At 65.0% G+C, this 16793-nt stretch carries 14 protein-coding genes; 9 read left to right on the top strand and 5 right to left on the bottom strand.

Annotated features, from left to right (window positions below; translation table 11 throughout):
- Positions 1 to 91 precede the first annotated feature (91 nt).
- The 5 genes from AC1DRD_RS08895 to AC1DRD_RS08875 all read right to left on the bottom strand — a co-directional run bounded on the left by AC1DRD_RS08895 (position 92) and on the right by AC1DRD_RS08875 (position 6735).
- Complete coding sequence (locus AC1DRD_RS08895; protein ID WP_478041107.1) at positions 92 to 853, bottom strand: ABC transporter permease; 762 nt, start codon at positions 851 to 853, stop codon at positions 92 to 94.
- Complete coding sequence (locus AC1DRD_RS08890; RefSeq protein ID WP_478041106.1) at positions 850 to 1782, bottom strand: ABC transporter ATP-binding protein; 933 nt, start codon at positions 1780 to 1782, stop codon at positions 850 to 852. The genes AC1DRD_RS08895 and AC1DRD_RS08890 overlap by 4 nt, the downstream gene beginning before the upstream one ends.
- A 64-nt stretch (positions 1783 to 1846) precedes the next feature.
- A complete protein-coding gene (locus tag AC1DRD_RS08885) occupies positions 1847 to 2581 on the bottom strand; it encodes a DsbA family protein (protein WP_478041105.1) in 735 nt (244 codons plus the stop codon).
- Positions 2578 to 3921, bottom strand: a complete 1344-nt coding sequence (locus AC1DRD_RS08880; protein WP_478031503.1) for a M48 family metalloprotease — start codon at positions 3919 to 3921, stop codon at positions 2578 to 2580. Before AC1DRD_RS08880 ends, AC1DRD_RS08885 begins: the two co-directional genes overlap by 4 nt.
- 99 nt (positions 3922 to 4020) lie before the next feature.
- Positions 4021 to 6735: an Rne/Rng family ribonuclease gene (locus tag AC1DRD_RS08875; RefSeq protein ID WP_478041104.1), complete on the bottom strand. Its 2715-nt coding sequence runs from the start codon at positions 6733 to 6735 to the stop codon at positions 4021 to 4023.
- Between the two features lie 211 nt (positions 6736 to 6946).
- Here AC1DRD_RS08875 and AC1DRD_RS08870 point away from each other — a divergent pair, with 211 nt between their 5' ends.
- The 9 genes from AC1DRD_RS08870 (at position 6947) to AC1DRD_RS08830 (ending at position 16708) form a co-directional block, all read left to right on the top strand.
- Entirely contained in the window at positions 6947 to 7159 is a 213-nt protein-coding gene (locus tag AC1DRD_RS08870) for a hypothetical protein (protein WP_478041103.1), read from the top strand.
- A 54-nt stretch (positions 7160 to 7213) separates the two neighbouring features.
- A complete protein-coding gene (locus tag AC1DRD_RS08865; protein ID WP_478041102.1) occupies positions 7214 to 8464 on the top strand; it encodes an N-acetylmuramoyl-L-alanine amidase family protein in 1251 nt (416 codons plus the stop codon).
- A gap of 174 nt (positions 8465 to 8638) precedes the next feature.
- The gene (locus AC1DRD_RS08860; RefSeq protein ID WP_478041101.1) at positions 8639 to 11152 is read left to right on the top strand and encodes a penicillin-binding protein 1A; all 2514 of its coding nucleotides are present in this window, start codon (positions 8639 to 8641) and stop codon (positions 11150 to 11152) included.
- Positions 11153 to 11260: 108 nt separating this feature from the next.
- Positions 11261 to 12388: a peptide chain release factor 2 gene (gene prfB / locus AC1DRD_RS08855; RefSeq protein WP_478041100.1), complete on the top strand. Its 1128-nt coding sequence runs from the start codon at positions 11261 to 11263 to the stop codon at positions 12386 to 12388.
- Positions 12388 to 13134, top strand: coding sequence for a class I SAM-dependent methyltransferase (locus AC1DRD_RS08850; protein WP_478041214.1), 747 nt, complete (start codon positions 12388 to 12390; stop codon positions 13132 to 13134). Before prfB ends, AC1DRD_RS08850 begins: the two co-directional genes overlap by 1 nt.
- Positions 13135 to 13217: 83 nt before the next feature.
- Positions 13218 to 14012: a thymidylate synthase gene (locus tag AC1DRD_RS08845; protein ID WP_478041099.1), complete on the top strand. Its 795-nt coding sequence runs from the start codon at positions 13218 to 13220 to the stop codon at positions 14010 to 14012.
- On the top strand, positions 14009 to 14476 hold the full coding sequence (locus AC1DRD_RS08840) for a dihydrofolate reductase (RefSeq protein ID WP_478041098.1): 468 nt from the start codon (positions 14009 to 14011) through the stop codon (positions 14474 to 14476). The genes AC1DRD_RS08845 and AC1DRD_RS08840 overlap by 4 nt, the downstream gene beginning before the upstream one ends.
- 112 nt (positions 14477 to 14588) lie before the next feature.
- Positions 14589 to 15755 carry a dipeptidase gene (locus AC1DRD_RS08835; RefSeq protein WP_478041097.1) on the top strand — a complete coding sequence of 389 codons (1167 nt, stop codon included), beginning with the start codon at positions 14589 to 14591 and terminating at the stop codon, positions 15753 to 15755.
- Positions 15756 to 15775: 20 nt separating this feature from the next.
- Positions 15776 to 16708, top strand: a complete 933-nt coding sequence (locus AC1DRD_RS08830) for a bifunctional riboflavin kinase/FAD synthetase (RefSeq protein ID WP_478041096.1) — start codon at positions 15776 to 15778, stop codon at positions 16706 to 16708.
- Positions 16709 to 16793 lie beyond the last annotated feature (85 nt).

Here is a 16793-nt window from a genome sequence, read left to right as displayed (position 1 = left end):
TGGAATGACCATCACGTCCTAACCCTGCCGGAACTCGTCTAAAATTCAGAAGATCACAGCTCTTCGTTCACCAGAGGCGAATGGTTGGGCATCAGTTTTTGAGCCGATATCCAGTCCGGAAAATCCATGTGATCACCACCAGGCACAGCAGCATGAACCCACCGGTCGCGGCCAGGCTGATCCCGACCGGCACGTCGCCCTTGTCGAAGAAGCTCCAGCGGAATCCGCTGACCAGATAGACGACCGGGTTGAACAGGCTGAACGTGCGCCACGGGTCGGGCAGCTTGCTGATCGAATAGAAGGCGCCGCCCAGGAAGGTCAGCGGCGTGATCAGCAAGGCAGGCACGAAGTTCAGTTGCTCGAATCCCTTGGCCCACACCCCGATGATGAAGCCGAACAGGCTGAAGGTGATGCTGGTCAGCAACAGGAATGCGACCATCGCGAACGGGTGATGGATCGGGATCGGCACGAACAAGGCCGCCGTCGCCAGGATGATTAGCCCCAGCACCACCGACTTGGTGGCCGCGGCACCGACATAGCCGATCACCATCTCCATCGAGTTGATCGGTGCGGACAGCAATTCGAAAATCGTGCCGGTGAATTTGGGGAAGTAGATGCCGATCGACGCGTTGCTGATGCTCTGCGTCAGCAACGACATCATGATCAGCCCCGGCACGATGAAGCTGCCATAGGCAATGCCGTCGACTTCCTTGATCTGCGATCCGAGCGCGCCGCCGAACACGACGAAATAGAGGCTGGTGGTGATCACCGGGGTGACCAGGCTCTGCCACAAGGTGCGCAGCGCGCGCGCCATCTCGAACTTGTAGATGGCCAGGATACCGTGGACGTTCATTTGCCGCCCTCCTTCACGAGGTCGACGAAGATGTCTTCCAGGCTCGATTTCGACGTCTCGAGATCCTTGAAGCCGATATTGAGGTCAGCGAGCTTGCGCAGCAGCGACGGGATGCCCGTCCGCTCGGCCTGCGCGTCGAACACGTAGCGCAATGTCTTGCCCTCATTCTCCAGGCTGAGATCCCAATCGCCCAGCTCGCCCGGGATCGTGCTCATCGCCTCGTTGAGCGCGATGTCGAGTTCGCGCTTGCCGAGCTTCTTCATCAGCGCGGCTTTCTCGTCGACCACCAGCAATTTGCCGCCCGAGATCACGCCGACGCGGTCGGCCATCTCCTCGGCTTCCTCGATATAGTGCGTGGTCAAAATGATCGTGGTGCCCTTTTCGCGCAGGCGATGGACCAATTTCCACATGTCGCGGCGCAGTTCGACATCGACGCCGGCGGTCGGTTCGTCGAGGAACAGGATGTCGGGTTCGTGGGCGAGCGCCTTGGCGATCAGCACGCGGCGCTTCATGCCGCCCGACAGTTCCATGATCTTGGCCTTGCGCTTGTCGTAGAGCGACAGGTCCTTGAGCACCTCGTCGATATGGCCCGATTTCTGCGGGTGGCCGAACAGGCCGCGGCTGAAGCGGCAGGTTGATTCGACCGTCTCGAACATATCGGTGGCGAGTTCCTGCGGCACCAGACCGATCTGCCGGCGCGCGCGCTTGGGCTGGCCGATCGCGTCGAAGCCGCCGACCGTGATCGTCCCGGTCGACGGCGTGACGATGCCGCAGATGATGCTGATCAAGGTCGTCTTGCCGGCACCATTCGGGCCGAGCAGCGCGAAAATCTCGCCCTTGTTGATGTCGAGGTCGACGGCGTGCAGCGCGTGGACGCCCGAGGCATAGGTCTTTGAAACGCCGCGGACGCTCAGGATCGGTTCGGTCATGCAATTCCCCTAGAAACGGGGAAATGGGGCGGGGCGGTCGCGGGTGCAACCGCTCCCGCGCGGCTTATTTCGTCCGCGCCGCCGCGACCGCCGCCTGCATCGTCTCGAGCGGCTGCAAGCCCGACAGCACCTTGTCGCCGATCACCCAGGTAGGTGTGCCCGACATGCCGAGTGGCGCGACCATCGCCAGGTTGTTCTCGATAGCGCGACCGACGTCCGGCGCTTTCGCCGCTTCCTTGACCGCCGCCGGGTCGAGCCCTGCGGTGCGCAAGGCCGCGTCCATGCTCGCGTCGCTCAACGGGCCACCGGCATAAAGCGCATCGTGCAGCAGGCGATATTTGCCTTGTTTGGCGGCGACCACGGCATAGCGCGCCGCGACCTTGCTTTCCTCGCTCAACACGGGAAGTTCGCGGAACACGATCTTCACCTTGGGATCGCTCGCGACCAATTTGTCGAGGATCGGTAGGCTGGCGCGGCAATAGCCGCAATTATAGTCGAGATATTCGACCACCGTGACGTCGCCATTGGGATTGCCGGACCAGGCGCTGCCCAGAGCAGGGAAGATGCGATCGCGGTTGGCGGCGATGAAAGAGCCGGTCTGCCGCGATTGCTCGGCCGCGTCGCGCTCCCGCAATTTCTGCATCGCTTCGGGCAGCACTTCGGGATGGGAGAGGAGATACTCACGGATTTCGGCGCCATCGGTCGGCCGTTGCACCAGCCAGGTGGCGCCGGCGCCAAGCAAGGCGGCGGCGACCGCGACCAGCGGCAGCGCGAAGCGCGACGACAGGAAATCGCTCATCGCTTGCGCTTCTTCTGGTCGAGTTCGTTCTGTCCGGTCATAGCGATGTCCTGGGCGCGGATCCAGTCCGAGCTGTTGGGCGGGAGGTTGGCCATCGCGGCGCGGGCGCTCATCACGGCACGCGCGGTTGCGCCAGTCAGGCTCGCTTGCTCGGCGGCGGCCAAAGAGGCGCGGGCGGTATCGCCGGTCAGCTCATAGGCGGTGCCCAGCTGATACCATCCGAACGGATTGTCGTCGTCCTTGTTGGTCGCGATCTTGAGCACGCGGATCGCCTCGGGATAATTGGCCTTGTTCTCCGTCGCGATCAGCGCATGGCCATAAGTGGTGGCGATCAGCGGGCTGTAGCGGGTCAGCTCGGTCGCTTCCTTCAACGGCGCGAGTGCGTCGGCGGGCTGGCCGGCTTCGAGCAGGATCTGGCCACGAATTTCGAGGAAATAGGGATCGTCGGGCTTCAGCTTGACCAGTGCGCGCGTCTCGGCATCGGCTTTGTCGGGATAGCCCGCTTTGTGCCAGGCATAAGCGCGGGCGTAATGCGCGTAGATCGACTGGTCGCTCTCGGGATATTTGTTGAGCGTCGACGCATAGGGCGAGACATAGCCATAGAGCTTCGCCTTGATCCGCTTGAACCGCTCGTCGAGCGCGGTGTCGGGCGGATTGTTCCAGGCGGGGGACGCCTTCACGTCGGCATATAGCGTGTTGATGCGTTCGTTCGACAGCGGGTGGGTCTGCGCATACGGATCGATATTCTGCAGGCCGTAGCGATATTCCTCATTGGCCAGCTTCTTGAAGAAGCTGATCATGCCCTTGCCGCTGACGTTGCCCTCGCGCAGGAACTTGGCGCCGGTGGCGTCGGCAGTGGCTTCCTGGACGCGGGTGAAGGATAGGAACTTGCCCATCGCGGCCTGCTGGCCGGCGGCCATGATGCCGGCGCCGGCATCGCCTGCGCCCGCCGCCATCGCCGCGATGCCGAGCACCAGGCTGAGCAGCGAAATGCCCATGGCAGGCTTGGCGCCGGCATCGGCCAGCACGACATGGCCGTCGGCGATATGGCCAAGCTCGTGCGCGATGACGCCCTGCACCTCGTTGGCATTGTCCGCCGCCTGGATCAGGCCCGAATGGATATAGACGATCTGCCCGCCCGCGACGAAGGCATTGATCGAATCGTCCTGTATCAGCACGACCTGGACGTTGGCCGGGGACAGACCGGCGGCGACGATCATCGGCCGCGACATGTCCTTGAACAGGGATTCGGTCTCGGCATCGCGCAGGATGCCCTGCGCATAAGCCGGCTGCGCCCAGAGAAGGATTGCCGTCGCGAACAGCGCGATCAATCGCCTCATCGTCCGGTCATCCGTTCGGGTCCCATTGGGCGCATGCGGCCGGCCCCTGCGCCGGGACGGGTGAACCCGTCCTGAAGCGCGAGGGACCGGCCCGTGCGATCATGCGCCGAAAGTGCGCTGCCACCAGCCACGGCGCGGCGAGCCGTCACCGTCGGTGTCGTCAGCGGCATCATCGGCCGGTGCTGCGCCGTCGGCATCGGCCGCCATCGGCGTCTTGTCGGCGTCGTTGGCCGCCGCAGGCGAGGGGGTCGGTGCGTCCGATTCGGTCGCGGCGTCGGCCGGCGCGGCCTTCTTGCGGCTGCGCTTCGGCTTGGCCGCGGGTTCCGCCAGCTCGATCGACGGAGATGCCGCCGCCGCCTCTGCCGCCGCGGGCATTTCGGCCGGGACGGGTTCTGCATTGGCTGCTTCCGCTTCAACCGGCGCGGCTTTTTTGCGGCTGCGCTTGGGCTTGGCCGCCGGCTCTGCTGCTACGGGCTCGGGTTCCGGCGCGGGGGCCGCTTCGGCCACCGGTGCTGCAGCGGTTTCCTCGGCGATCCGCGCCTTGGGGCGACGGCGCGTGCGCTTGGGCGCGGCCTCCGCTTCGGGCGCTACGTCGGGCTCAACCGCCACAGGCACGTCGGGATTGGCGTGCGTCGCGATCACCGCACCGGCATCGCCGGCATCGGCTTCCCCGGCGTCGACGATAGCGTCGGTCGGCCCTTCGGTGCGACGTCCGCCGCGACGGCCGCGACGGCGGCGACGGCCGCGCGTTTCGCCTTCGCCTTCGGTCTCACCGGCAGCGGCGTATTCGACGGCTTCTGCCTCTTCGCCATCGCTCTCGGCGTCGCCCTCTTCGCGCGGTTGCTGCGTGGCGACATCCTCACCGCCTTCGTCACGGCCACGACCGCGGCGGCCACGGCGGCGGCGGCGGCGCTTGCGGCCGGCATCGCTGTCGTCGTCCGAGCGTTCGCGCGGTTCGCCACGCTCAGCACGCTCCGTCCGCTCTTCCTCGGCTTCTTCTTCCTCGTCGAGATCCTCCTCGACGAAATCGTCTTCTTCCTCTTCCTCGATCAGCGCTTCGAAGCGCGGCGCGTGGACCGGCGGCGGACCCGACGCCTCGACCGTCATCCGCGCGCCCTCGGTCTCGCCATCGGACAGGATGACGACCTGGACGCCATAGCGATCCTCGATCTCGGCGATGTCCGCACGCTTCTTGTTGAGCACGTAGAACGCCGCTTCCTGCGATGCGCGCAAGGTGATCTGCGAGCCGCGGCCGCGCGCGGCCTCATCCTCGATCATGCGCAGCGCCGACAGGCCGGCCGACGAGGCGGTGCGGACCAGGCCGGTGCCTTCGCAATGCGGACACTGACGAGTGGAGGCTTCGAGCACGCCGGTGCGCAAGCGCTGGCGGCTCATTTCCATCAGGCCGAAGCTCGAGATGCGGCCGACCTGGATGCGGGCGCGATCGTTCTTCAGCGCCTCCTTCATCGCCTTCTCGACCTTCCGGACGTTGGAGCCATTGTCCATGTCGATAAAGTCGATGACGACCAGCCCCGCCATGTCGCGCAGGCGCAACTGGCGCGCGATTTCCTGCGCGGCCTCGAGGTTGGTCGCGGTCGCGGTCTGCTCGATATTGTGCTCGCGCGTCGAGCGGCCCGAGTTGATGTCGATCGAGACGAGCGCTTCGGTCGGGTTGATAACCAGATAGCCGCCCGACTTGAGCTGCACCACCGGGTGATACATTGCCGACAGCTGATCCTCGACCCCGGCACGCTGGAACAGCGGCACCGGGTCCGAATAATGTTTCACGCGACGGGCATGACTCGGCATCAGGAGTTTCATGAACTCCTTGGCCTGACGATAGCCGTCATCGCCCTCGACAATCACCTCGTCGATGTCCTTGTTGTAGATGTCGCGGATCGCCCGCTTCATCAGGTCGCTGTCGCCATAGACGAGCGCCGGTGCCGCCGAGGCGAGCGTGGTCTCGCGGATCCCATCCCACAGCCGGGCGAGGTAATCGAAGTCGCGCTTGATCTCGACCTTGGTGCGTTGGAGCCCCGCGGTGCGGACGATGCAGCCCATCGACGGCGGCAGCTTGAGCTCCGCCATGATCGTCTTGAGCCGCTTGCGGTCGGCGGCGTTGGAAATCTTCCGCGAGATGCCGCCGCCATGCGACGTGTTGGGCATCAGCACGCAATAGCGGCCGGCGAGCGACAGATAGGTGGTCAGCGCCGCGCCCTTATTGCCGCGCTCTTCCTTGACGACCTGGACCAGCAGCACCTGACGGCGCCGGATCACGTCCTGGATCTTGTAGCGGCGGCGCAGGTTCATGCGGCGCTGGCGCAGCGCCTCGACCTGATCCTCCGACCCATTGTCCTTGCGGCCACGGCGGCGACCGCCACCGCTGCTTTCCTGCTCGGCGGCGACGTCCTCGTCGGGCGCGCCGTCATCGTCGAGCCGCTCGATCTCTTCTTCCGAAGGCTCGTGATCGTCGTGCTCGTCATCCTCGGCGTCGAGTTCGGCGCGCAGTGCGGCTTCCTCGGCGGCGTGCTCGGCTTCCTCGCGGAGGAGCGCGTCACGATCCTCCTTGGGGATCTGATAGTAATCGGGGTGGATTTCCGAAAAGGCCAGGAAGCCATGGCGGTTGCCGCCGTAATCGACGAACGCCGCCTGGAGCGACGGTTCGACGCGGGTAACCTTGGCTAGATAGATATTGCCTTTGAGCTGCTTGCGCTCGGCACTTTCGAAATCAAACTCCTCGATGCGGTTCCCTTTGACGACCGCCACCCGGGTTTCCTCCCGGTGGCGTGCGTCGATCAACATACGCATGGTCATTATTTTCTCTCCGGGCGCGCCGGACCTTCGATAAGGGTAGGGGCGCGCCAATAAGTCGCGCGGCGTCGGTGGACGGATTGTCGATCCGTGACCGGCCGGTGCGGGATGGTGGATGTGCGTCTGTTCGCTGCGCACGCCCGGGCATCACGGCCGGGGCACCCGCGCCAACGCGCTCGCCGGCGATGGCCGGGTCGAGCACTAGGCGAGGGAAATGCAGCATGCGAACGTCAACCTGATGGACCGCCTGCCGATGAACGCCGGGGCGGCCGTGGGGCCGGCGACTTCCGGACAAATCATTGTCGCGGTGCCGGTTACGATTCAGGTAGCACCTGCCATCGTCCGCTTCAACTGGCAGGTTTCTGCCGATCATGTCGGCAAAAACGTGCCGAACGACGGATTAACCCTGTCGTTTCACCGAGTCTGAGTAAGCGGCGCGGTAACCCCGTTTCAGAAGAGCGAGTAAAAGGGGTTCTTCCAGATGGTTTTTCGCTGGACCGGTTACCGGCCCGCGCGCCATTACGTGCGTGTGTCGTTCATTCTTGCCATGTTGGCCCTGTGGCTCGGCGGCAGCCCCGCTTGGGCAGCGACGATCCAGCGCGTGGACGTCAGGGATGACTCCATCGTGGTCACGTTCGACCAGAAGGTCGCCGACGCCTCGAGTTTCCTGCTGGTCGCGCCCAAGCGTGTCGCGCTCGACATCGCGGACGCCGCGCCGGGCGGAGCCGTTGCCACCGGCGGGTTGGTCGATGCGGTGCGCGAGGGCGCGCGCGACGGCGGCGCCCGCGTCGTGTTCGACCTGACTCGCCCGGCCGTGGTCACCGATGGCTCGTTCGGTGCCGATGGCCGCGTGCTGACCTTGCAACTCCGCACCACCGACGATGCCGGCTTCGCGCGCGCCGCGGCGGCCGGTCGGATGAGCTTCCTGCCGCCGTTCAACCTGCCCGACACCGTCAGCAGCAGCGCGCGCTATTCGGTTTCGGTGCCCGTGCCGGCTGCGAGCAAGACGCTGGCACTGCCGCGGATCGACGGCGATGCCGGCCGTCCGCTGGTGGTGATCGACGCCGGCCATGGCGGGTTCGATCCCGGCGCGATCTCGCCGACCAGCGGGATCAAGGAAAAGGACGTGACGTTGCGCATCGCCAGGGCGATCCGCGACGAATTGCTCAAATCGGGCCGAGTGCGGGTGGCGTTGACGCGTGATGACGACCGTTTCCTGGTGCTGCAGGAACGCTATGGCGTGGCGCGCAAGCTCAAGGCCGATCTGTTCATCTCGATCCATTGCGACAGCGTCGGGGCGGGCGATGCCTCGGGTGCCTCGGTCTATACCCTGTCCGAAGTCGCGTCTGACAAGGAAGCCGCCCGGCTGGCGGCGCGCGAGAACAAGGCCGACGTCATCGCCGGTGTCGATCTGGGCAGCGAGAATGCCGACGTCTCGTCGATCCTGATCGATCTCACCCAGCGCGAGACGATGAACGCCTCGGCCGCGTTCGCGCGCTTGCTCGGCCGCGAAGCCGAACCGAACATCCCGCTGCGCCCCGGCTTTCACAAATTCGCATCGCTGATGGTCCTGAAGGCGCCGGATATGCCGTCTGTATTGTTCGAGACGGGCTACATCTCGAACCCGAAAGACGCGGCTTTCCTGGACTCTCCGGAGGGTCGCAAGCGTATCGCGCAAAGCGTCGAACGCGCGGTACAAGTGAATTTCGCCAAAAAGCTTGCGTCGAATTGATGCGGTGCTTTTGGTTTCAGCAGAGCTGAAACGGTTGCGGCACCAGCCCGCTCCCCCACCCGGCCGCCCAACAAGGTATTCTATGGGTGGCCGGGTGGGGGAGCGGGCTGGTGCCGCGAAAATCAAACTAGGGCGCTGGCAAGAGCCGCCGGACCTGCTAAGGCCCGGACGATTATGGCGGCGGACAGTTCGGACTCGGTCAATTTTCGGATCAAGCGAGAGGCTGGCGGCGTCGCCGGCTTCATGCGCGGCGCGTGGCAGCGCTGGTGGGTCAAGGCATTGGTCGTCCTGGCGGCGCTTTGGGGCATCGCCTGGTTCCTGATCTGGCTGTTCGTCGCGCGCGATCTGCCGTCGGTCGATCGGCTCAAGGCCTATGAACCCGATCTGCCGTCGAACGTCCGCGATACCAATGGCATGCCAGTCTTCAGCTTCGCGCGCGAACATCGCGTCCAGCTGAAGTTCGACGAATATCCCAAGCTGTTGGTCGCAGCCTATCTGTCGGCCGAAGACAAGACCTTCTTCTCGCATCACGGCGTCGATTATCCCGGCATCGTCTCGGCGATGATCGACAATATGCGTAGCAAGCGTTCGCGCGGCGCCTCGACGATCACGCAGCAGGTCGCCAAGAACCTGCTGGTCGGCAACGAGCACAGCTATACGCGCAAGCTCAAGGAAGCGATCCTCGCTTACCGCATCGAGGATACGCTGACCAAGCAGCAGATCCTGGAAATCTATCTCAACACGATCTTCCTCGGCCGCAACGCTTATGGCGTGCAAGCGGCGTCGCGCGCTTATTTCGACAAGGACCTCGACCAGCTCACCATCCCGCAATTCGCCTATCTGGCGATCCTGCCCAAGGCGCCGTCGGGCTACGATCCCGATCGCCAGACCGAGCGTGCGACCGCGCGGCGCAATTGGGTGTTGGGGGAGATGCAGGCCAATGGGTACATCAACCAGCAGCAGCATGATTGGGCGGTCGCGCAGCCGCTCGGCACGGTCAACAAGCGCACCGTCCAGTTCGAATCGGCGTCGGGCTATTTCATCGAGGAAGTCCGCCGCCAGTTGATGGACAAGTTTGGCGAGGCCTCCGAAGCCGGCCGCAATCCGTTCAGCGTCTATGGCGGTGGTCTGTGGGTGCGGACGTCGTTCGATCCCAAGCAGCAGGCGCTGGCGCAGAAAGCGTTGCGCGACGGCTTGCTGCGCTATGACGGCAATCGCGGCTGGACCGGGCCGCTCGGCCATGTCGACGTGTCGCAGAACTGGCTCAACGCGCTGCTCGCGAGCAACATCGCGCTCGATTACGAGGATTGGCGCGCGGCCGTCGTGATCGACGACAGCGGCGATTTCACGCTTGGCTTCTCGAACGGCGCGACCGGCACGCTGCCGCGCGGCGCTGCGTCGATGCCAATCCGCGGCGGCGGCGGGCCGGCGTCGAGCGCGATCAAGGCCGGCGATATCATCGCCGTGGCGCCGTCGGGCGGCTCGTACGTGCTCAAGACTCTGCCCAAGGTGTCGGGCGGCTTCGTCGTCGAAGAGCCCGCGACCGGCCGGGTGCTTGCCATGCAGGGCGGGTTCGACAACCGCGTCCAGTCGTTCAACCGCGCGACGCAAGCGCTGCGCCAGCCGGGCTCGACGATCAAGCCGATCGTCTACACCGCGGGCCTCGAACATGGCCTGACCCCGTCCTCGATCATTCAGGACGGCCCTTATTGCGTGAACCAGGGCACGCAATATTCGAAATGCTTCCGTAATTTCGGCGGCGCCGGGGGTTCGGGATCGCACACGATGCGTTGGGGCCTCGAGCAATCGCGCAACCTGATGACGGTGCGCGTCGCGGCGCAGACCGGCATGCCCAACGTCGTCAAGTTGATGGACGAAATCGGCGTCGGCAAATATCCGCCTTATCTGGCGTTCTCGCTCGGCGCGGGCGAAACCACCGTGCAGCGCATGGTCAATGCCTATTCGATCCTGGAGAACAATGGCCGCGGCCGCGCGCCGACCTTGGTCGATTACGTCCAGGATCGTCGTGGCAACGTGATCTGGCCGGAAAATTGGCGTGCCTGCGATCGCTGCAATGCGCCCGACTGGAACGGCAAGCCGATGCCGCGTCCGGTGGTCAAGCTGAAGCAAGTGGTCGATCCGCTGAGCGCGTTCCAGATGGTGCATATCGCCGAAGGCGTGGTCCAGCGCGGCACCGCGACGATCCTGCGCGACCTCGATCGCCCGATGTTCGGCAAGACCGGTACCAATTCGGGCCCGACCGACGTGTGGTTCATCGGCGGCACGCCGCAGATGATCGCGGGCGTCTATCTCGGCTATGACAAACCGAGCGGCCTGGGCGGCTATGCCCAGGGCGGAACCGTGTCGGCGCCGATCTTCAAGGAGTGGGCGGTCAAGGCCTATGAAGGCCTGCCCAAGATGCCGTTCCGCGCACCGCCGGGGATCCGCATGGTCCGCGTCGACCGCCTTTCCGGCAAGCCAGTCTTCGGGGCGTGGCCGTCGCCTGGTGGCGATCCCAAGGCGCAAGTGATCTGGGAAGCGTTCAAGCCCGAGAGCGAAACGCGTCGCTCGCCGATCCGCCGCGACTTGCCGACGCCGACCGCCACCAAGGCAGTGCCGCAGGAATCCAAACCCAAGGAATCGAGCGGCGATCGCGATTTCTTGCAACGGCAGGGCGGTATCTACTAGGGGGCGTCACCCCGGCGAAGGCCGGGGCCGCTGGCGGCAAAGGACCGATCTTCTTACGTAACGGCCCCGGCCTTCGCCGGGGCGACGAACTAGAATTTGGAGTTACCGATGCGCGCCGAAGCGCAATCGCATGTCGATACGATCAATGATGCGCTCAGCCTGTTGCGCCGGTTCCTCGATTGGGACCGCGCGCTGCGGCGGCTCGACGAACTCAACGCGCGCGTCGAGGATCAGAGCCTGTGGGAAAATCCCAAGGCGGCGCAGGACGTGATGCGCGAGCGCCGTCGTCTCGACGAGGCGATCGCCGCGACGCGCGCGATCGAAAGCGAATTGAGCGACAATGTCGAACTCGTCGAGATGGCCGAGGCCGAAGGCGATTCCGATATGGAAAGTCAGGCGGTCGAAGCGCTGGCCGAACTCGCGACACGCGCCGAAGCAGACAAGGTCAAGGCGCTGCTCGCGGGCGAGGCCGACGCCAACGACACCTATATCGAAATCAATGCCGGCGCCGGCGGCACCGAGAGCCAGGATTGGGCCGAGATGCTCCAGCGCATGTATTCGCGCTGGGCCGAACGTCACGGCATGAAGGTCGAACTGGTCGACTATCATGCCGGCGAACAAGCGGGCATCAAGTCGGCGACGTTGCTGCTCAAGGGCGAGAATGCCTATGGCTATGCCAAGACCGAAAGCGGCGTCCACCGCCTGGTCCGGATCAGCCCCTATGACAGCGCGGCGCGGCGCCACACCAGCTTTTCCAGCGTGTGGGTCTATCCGGTGATCGACGATTCGATCGATATCGAGATCAACGAAAGCGAACTGCGCATCGATACCTATCGCTCGTCTGGCGCGGGCGGCCAGCACATCAACACGACCGATTCGGCGGTGCGCATCACCCACTTGCCGACCGGAATCGTCGTCGCCTGTCAGAACCAGCGCAGCCAGCACAAGAACAAGGCCGAGGCCTATAACCAGCTGCGCGCGCGCCTCTACGAGCATGAACTCAGGAAGCGCGAGGAAGAAGCCAACGCGGTCAACGCGACCAAGACCGATATCGGCTGGGGCCACCAGATCCGCAGCTACGTGCTGCAACCCTATCAGCTGGTGAAGGACCTGCGCACCGGCGTGACCTCGACCAGCCCCTCCGATGTGCTTGACGGCGATCTCGACGCCTTCATGGCGGCCGCGCTTTCGCAGCGCGTGACCGGAGAGGCGGTCGAGGTAGAGGACGTCGAGTGATGCGGTGGTCGGGCGCGCTGATCGTCGGCTTGCTGATGCTCGCCGCCTGTGACGGCGGCCCGCCGGTCATCCGTAACCAACAGGACAATGTCGGTCCGTTCCCCGCCGCCGACCGCCCGGTCGCGCGCATCATCTCACCGCGCTGGTCGACCGAAGAAGCGCGCGATCGCCTCAACGAAGCGGGCGAGGTGATGAACAAGGCGGGCATCGCCAAGGGCATGACCGTCGCCGATATCGGCGCGGGCGAGGGTTATTACACGATCCGCCTGGCCAGCCGCGTCGGCAAGGACGGCCGCGTGCTGGCGGAGGACATCGTGCCGGAGGTGCGCGATGCGCTGGCCGAGCGCGTCGCACGCGACCGGCTCGACACTGTCAGCGTGCGGCTGGGCGAACCGGCCAATCCCAAATTGCCCGACAACAGCTTCGACCGCATCCTGATGGTGCACATGTACCATGAGATCGAGCAGCCTTACGAATTCCTCTGGCGGATGCGCCCGTCGCTCAAGCCGAACGGCGAAGTGATCGTCGTCGACGCCAATCGCCGCACCGAAAATCACGGCACGCCGCCCAAATTGCTCGAATGCGAATTCGCCGCTGTCGGCTACAAGCTCGTTTCGTTCGACGAGATGCCCTCGGCGGGCGGCTATCTCGCACGGTTCCAGGCGGTAGGGCCTCGCCCTGAACCCAAGGACATCCGCGCCTGCCGGCTGGTGCCGACGCCGGCCCCGACGCCGCCCGCGTCCTGACCGCATCCGAATAGCGGGGCGTTTTCCACAATTCGATACATGCTCGGCTTGGCGGCGCGCGCGGTGCGGAGTAAGCCATCATCATGCGGCAATATCTCGACCTGATGCAGCGCGCGCTCGACCATGGCGCCGAGCAGATGGATCGCACCGGGACCGGTACGCGATCGGTGTTCGGGCACCAGATGCGCTTCGACCTGGCGCAGGGCTTTCCGGTGCTGACCACCAAGAAGCTGCACCTGCGGTCGATCATCGTCGAATTGCTGTGGTTCCTGCGCGGCGACACAAACGTCCAATGGCTGCGCGACCGCAAGGTGAGCATCTGGGACGAATGGGCCGATGAGAATGGCGATCTCGGTCCCGTCTATGGCAAGCAATGGCGCGACTGGGCGACCGCCGAGGGCGGGCATGTCGACCAGATCGCCGAACTGATCGAGACGCTGAAGATCAATCCCGCCAGCCGCCGCATGGTGGTGAGCGCGTGGAACCCCGGCGAGCTCCACGCCATGGCGCTGGCGCCCTGCCATTGCCTGTTCCAATGCTATGTCGCCAACGGCAAATTGAGCCTGCAGCTCTATCAGCGCTCGGCCGACATCTTCCTCGGCGTGCCGTTCAACATCGCGAGCTATGCGCTTCTCACCCATATGCTCGCGCAGCAAGCGGGGCTCGACGTCGGCGAGTTCGTCTGGACCGGCGGCGATTGCCACCTTTATTCGAACCATCTCGACCAAGCGCGCGAGCAATTGGGGCGCGAGCCGGGGCCGCTGCCCAAGCTCGAGATCCTGCGCAAGCCGCCCTCGATCGACGCTTATGAATATGAGGATTTCCAACTCGTCGGCTACGAAGCGCAGGCGCATATCAAGGCGCCCGTGGCGGTTTGATCTCTTTCCACCTCGCACGCGCCGATAACGGCGTGATCGGCCGTGACGGACGGCTGCCTTGGCATTTGCCGGCCGACCTCAAGCGCTTCAAGGCACAGACGATCGGGCGCCCGATGATCATGGGCCGCAAGACGTTCGAGAGTTTTCCGTCGCCTTTGCCCGGCCGTCGCCACATCGTGCTGACGCGCGATCGTGCCTGGAGCGCGGAAGGAGCAGAGGTCGCACACTCAGTCGAGGAAGCGATGGCGCTGGCCGGCGACGACGCCGCGGTGATCGGCGGGGCCGAGGTCTTTGCGCTGTTCCTCGACCGCGCCGATCGAGTGGAACTGACGGAGGTCCATGCCACGCCTGAGGGCGATGCGACGGTGCCGGCTTTCACTGGTTGGCGCGAAACCGCGCGAGAGGATCACCCGGCCGACGGCGAGCGGCCGGCGTATAGTTTCGTGACGCTCGCCAAACTCTAGTCGTCACCCCGGGCTTGTCCCGGGGTCCACCGTGCCGCACACCCTAAACGACGTAGCTTGCAGCACGGTGAATGCCGGCACAAGGCCGGCATGACGGGGAGGAGAAGGCGGTATGCGCAAATGGCTGCTGGGGATTCTGGCGCTGCTCATCATCGCCGCCATCCTGTTCTTCATCCTCGCTCCCGGCATGGTCGAGAAATCGATGAACAAGGTGCAGCCGGTCGCGCTCAGGATCACGCCGCGCGCGCTGGCGTTGCAGAAGACGCTCGACGTCGCCGACATGCACGCCGATTCGCTATTGTGGAAACGCGACCTGCTGACGCGCTCCGATCGCGGTCAGGTCGACCTGCCGCGGCTGCAGGCGGGGCATTACGCGCTGCAAGTCTTCTCGTCGGTGACCAAGACGCCCAAGCACCAGAATTACGACGCCAATTCGGGCGACACCGACAATATCACCCAGCTGGTGATCGCCGACCTGCAGCCGATGCGGACATGGAATTCGCTGCTCCAACGCTCGCTCTATCATGCCGAGAAACTCAAGCGCTTCGCCGACCGCTCGAACGGGCAATTGCGGCTGATCACCTCGCTCGCCGACCTCCAGAAGCTGATCGCCGATCGCCGCGCGGGCAGGGGCGTAGTCGGCGCGATGCTGTCGATCGAGGGACTTCAAGATCTCGAAGGCAAGATCGGCAATCTCGACAAACTCTACGCCGCCGGTTTCCGCATGGCCGGCCTCGCGCACTTCTTCGACAACGACCTCGCCGGGTCGATGCACGGTGTGAAGAAAGGCGGCCTGACCTCGCTCGGCCGGGCGGCCGTCGCGCGGATGGAAAAGCTCGGCATGGTGGTCGACATCGCGCATTCGAGCCACCAGACCGTCGCCGAAGTGATCGCGCTGGCGCGGCGCCCGATCGTGTCGAGCCATGGCGGTGTCCAGGCGACGTGCAAGGTCAATCGCAACCTGACCGACGACGAGATCCGCGGCATCGCGAGGACCGGCGGCGTGATCGGGATCGGCTATTGGGACGCCGCGATCTGCTCGAACAAGCCTGAGGATGCCGCCAAGGCGATTGCCTATGTCCGCGATCTGGTCGGGATCGACCATGTCGGACTGGGATCGGATTTCGACGGCGCAGTGACCACCGGATTCGACGCGAGCCAGGTCGCGGCGATCACTCAAGCGTTGATCGACCGCGGTTTCTCCGACGACGACATCCGCAAGGTGATGGGCGGCAACGTCATCCGCGTGCTGACGGCGGGGATGGTGCCCGGCAAATGACGCCCCTATAGGCACCCGCCATGGAGCGGCTTTCCGGCGGCTCGACGGTGCCCGAGCGGTTTCGCGGGGGCTATGTCGCGCTCGGCAATTTCGATGGATTTCATCTCGGGCACCAGGCGGTGGTCGGCCGCGCGGTCGAGCGTGCGCGGGTAGCCGGCCGGCCCGCGATCGTCGCCACCTTCGATCCGCACCCGATGCGCTATTTCCGTCCCGACAGTCCCTGGTTCCGGCTGACCAGCATGGATCAGCGCGCGCGGCTGTTCGCGGCGGCGGGCGTGGACGCGATGTACGTATTCGAGTTCGACGCGGCGCTCGCCGGGCTCTCGGCGGAGGAATTCGTCGGTCAATGTCTGGTCGAGCATCTCGGCGTCGCCGGCGTGTCGACCGGCGAAGACTTCACCTACGGCAAGGGGCGCAGCGGCGACATCCCGCTGATGCGGCAATTGGGCGAGCGCCACGGCTTCACCGTCGACACGATCGCGCCGGTCCAGCTCGACGGCGAGACGGTGTCCTCGACCCGTATCCGCGAGGCCTTGCGCGCCGGCGATCCGCGCGAAGCGGCGCGGTTGCTTACCCGACCTTACACGATCGAGGGCGTGGTGCAGCACGGCGACAAGGTCGGGCGGACCCTGGGGTTCCCGACCGCGAATATCGACATGGCCAATTATCTGCGGCCGAAGTTTGGCATCTACGCGGTGCGCGGGCATCTGCCTGGTGGGCGCGTGGTGGAGGGCGCGGCCAATCTGGGCGTGCGGCCGAGCTTCGATCCGCCCAAGGAATTGCTTGAGCCGTATTTCTTCGATTTCTCCGGCGATCTGTATGGCCAGACGATTGAGGTCGAACTGGTCGATTTCATCCGGCCCGAGGCGAAGTTCGATAGCATGGATGCGCTGATGGCGCAGATGGCCGAGGATGTGGCGACGGCGCGGCAAATGTTGTCCCCCTCTCCGTAAGGGAGGGGTTAGGGGTGGGTGCGACCGAAGGGAGCTCGCTGCGCTCGCCACCCACCCCTCGGCCCCTCCCTTGCAGGGAGGGGAG

This window comes from Sphingomonas sp. P4_G2, from assembly GCF_056401155.1.
The sequence above is the reverse complement of the archived record's forward strand: the minus strand, read 5'-3'. Positions and strand labels throughout refer to the sequence as shown.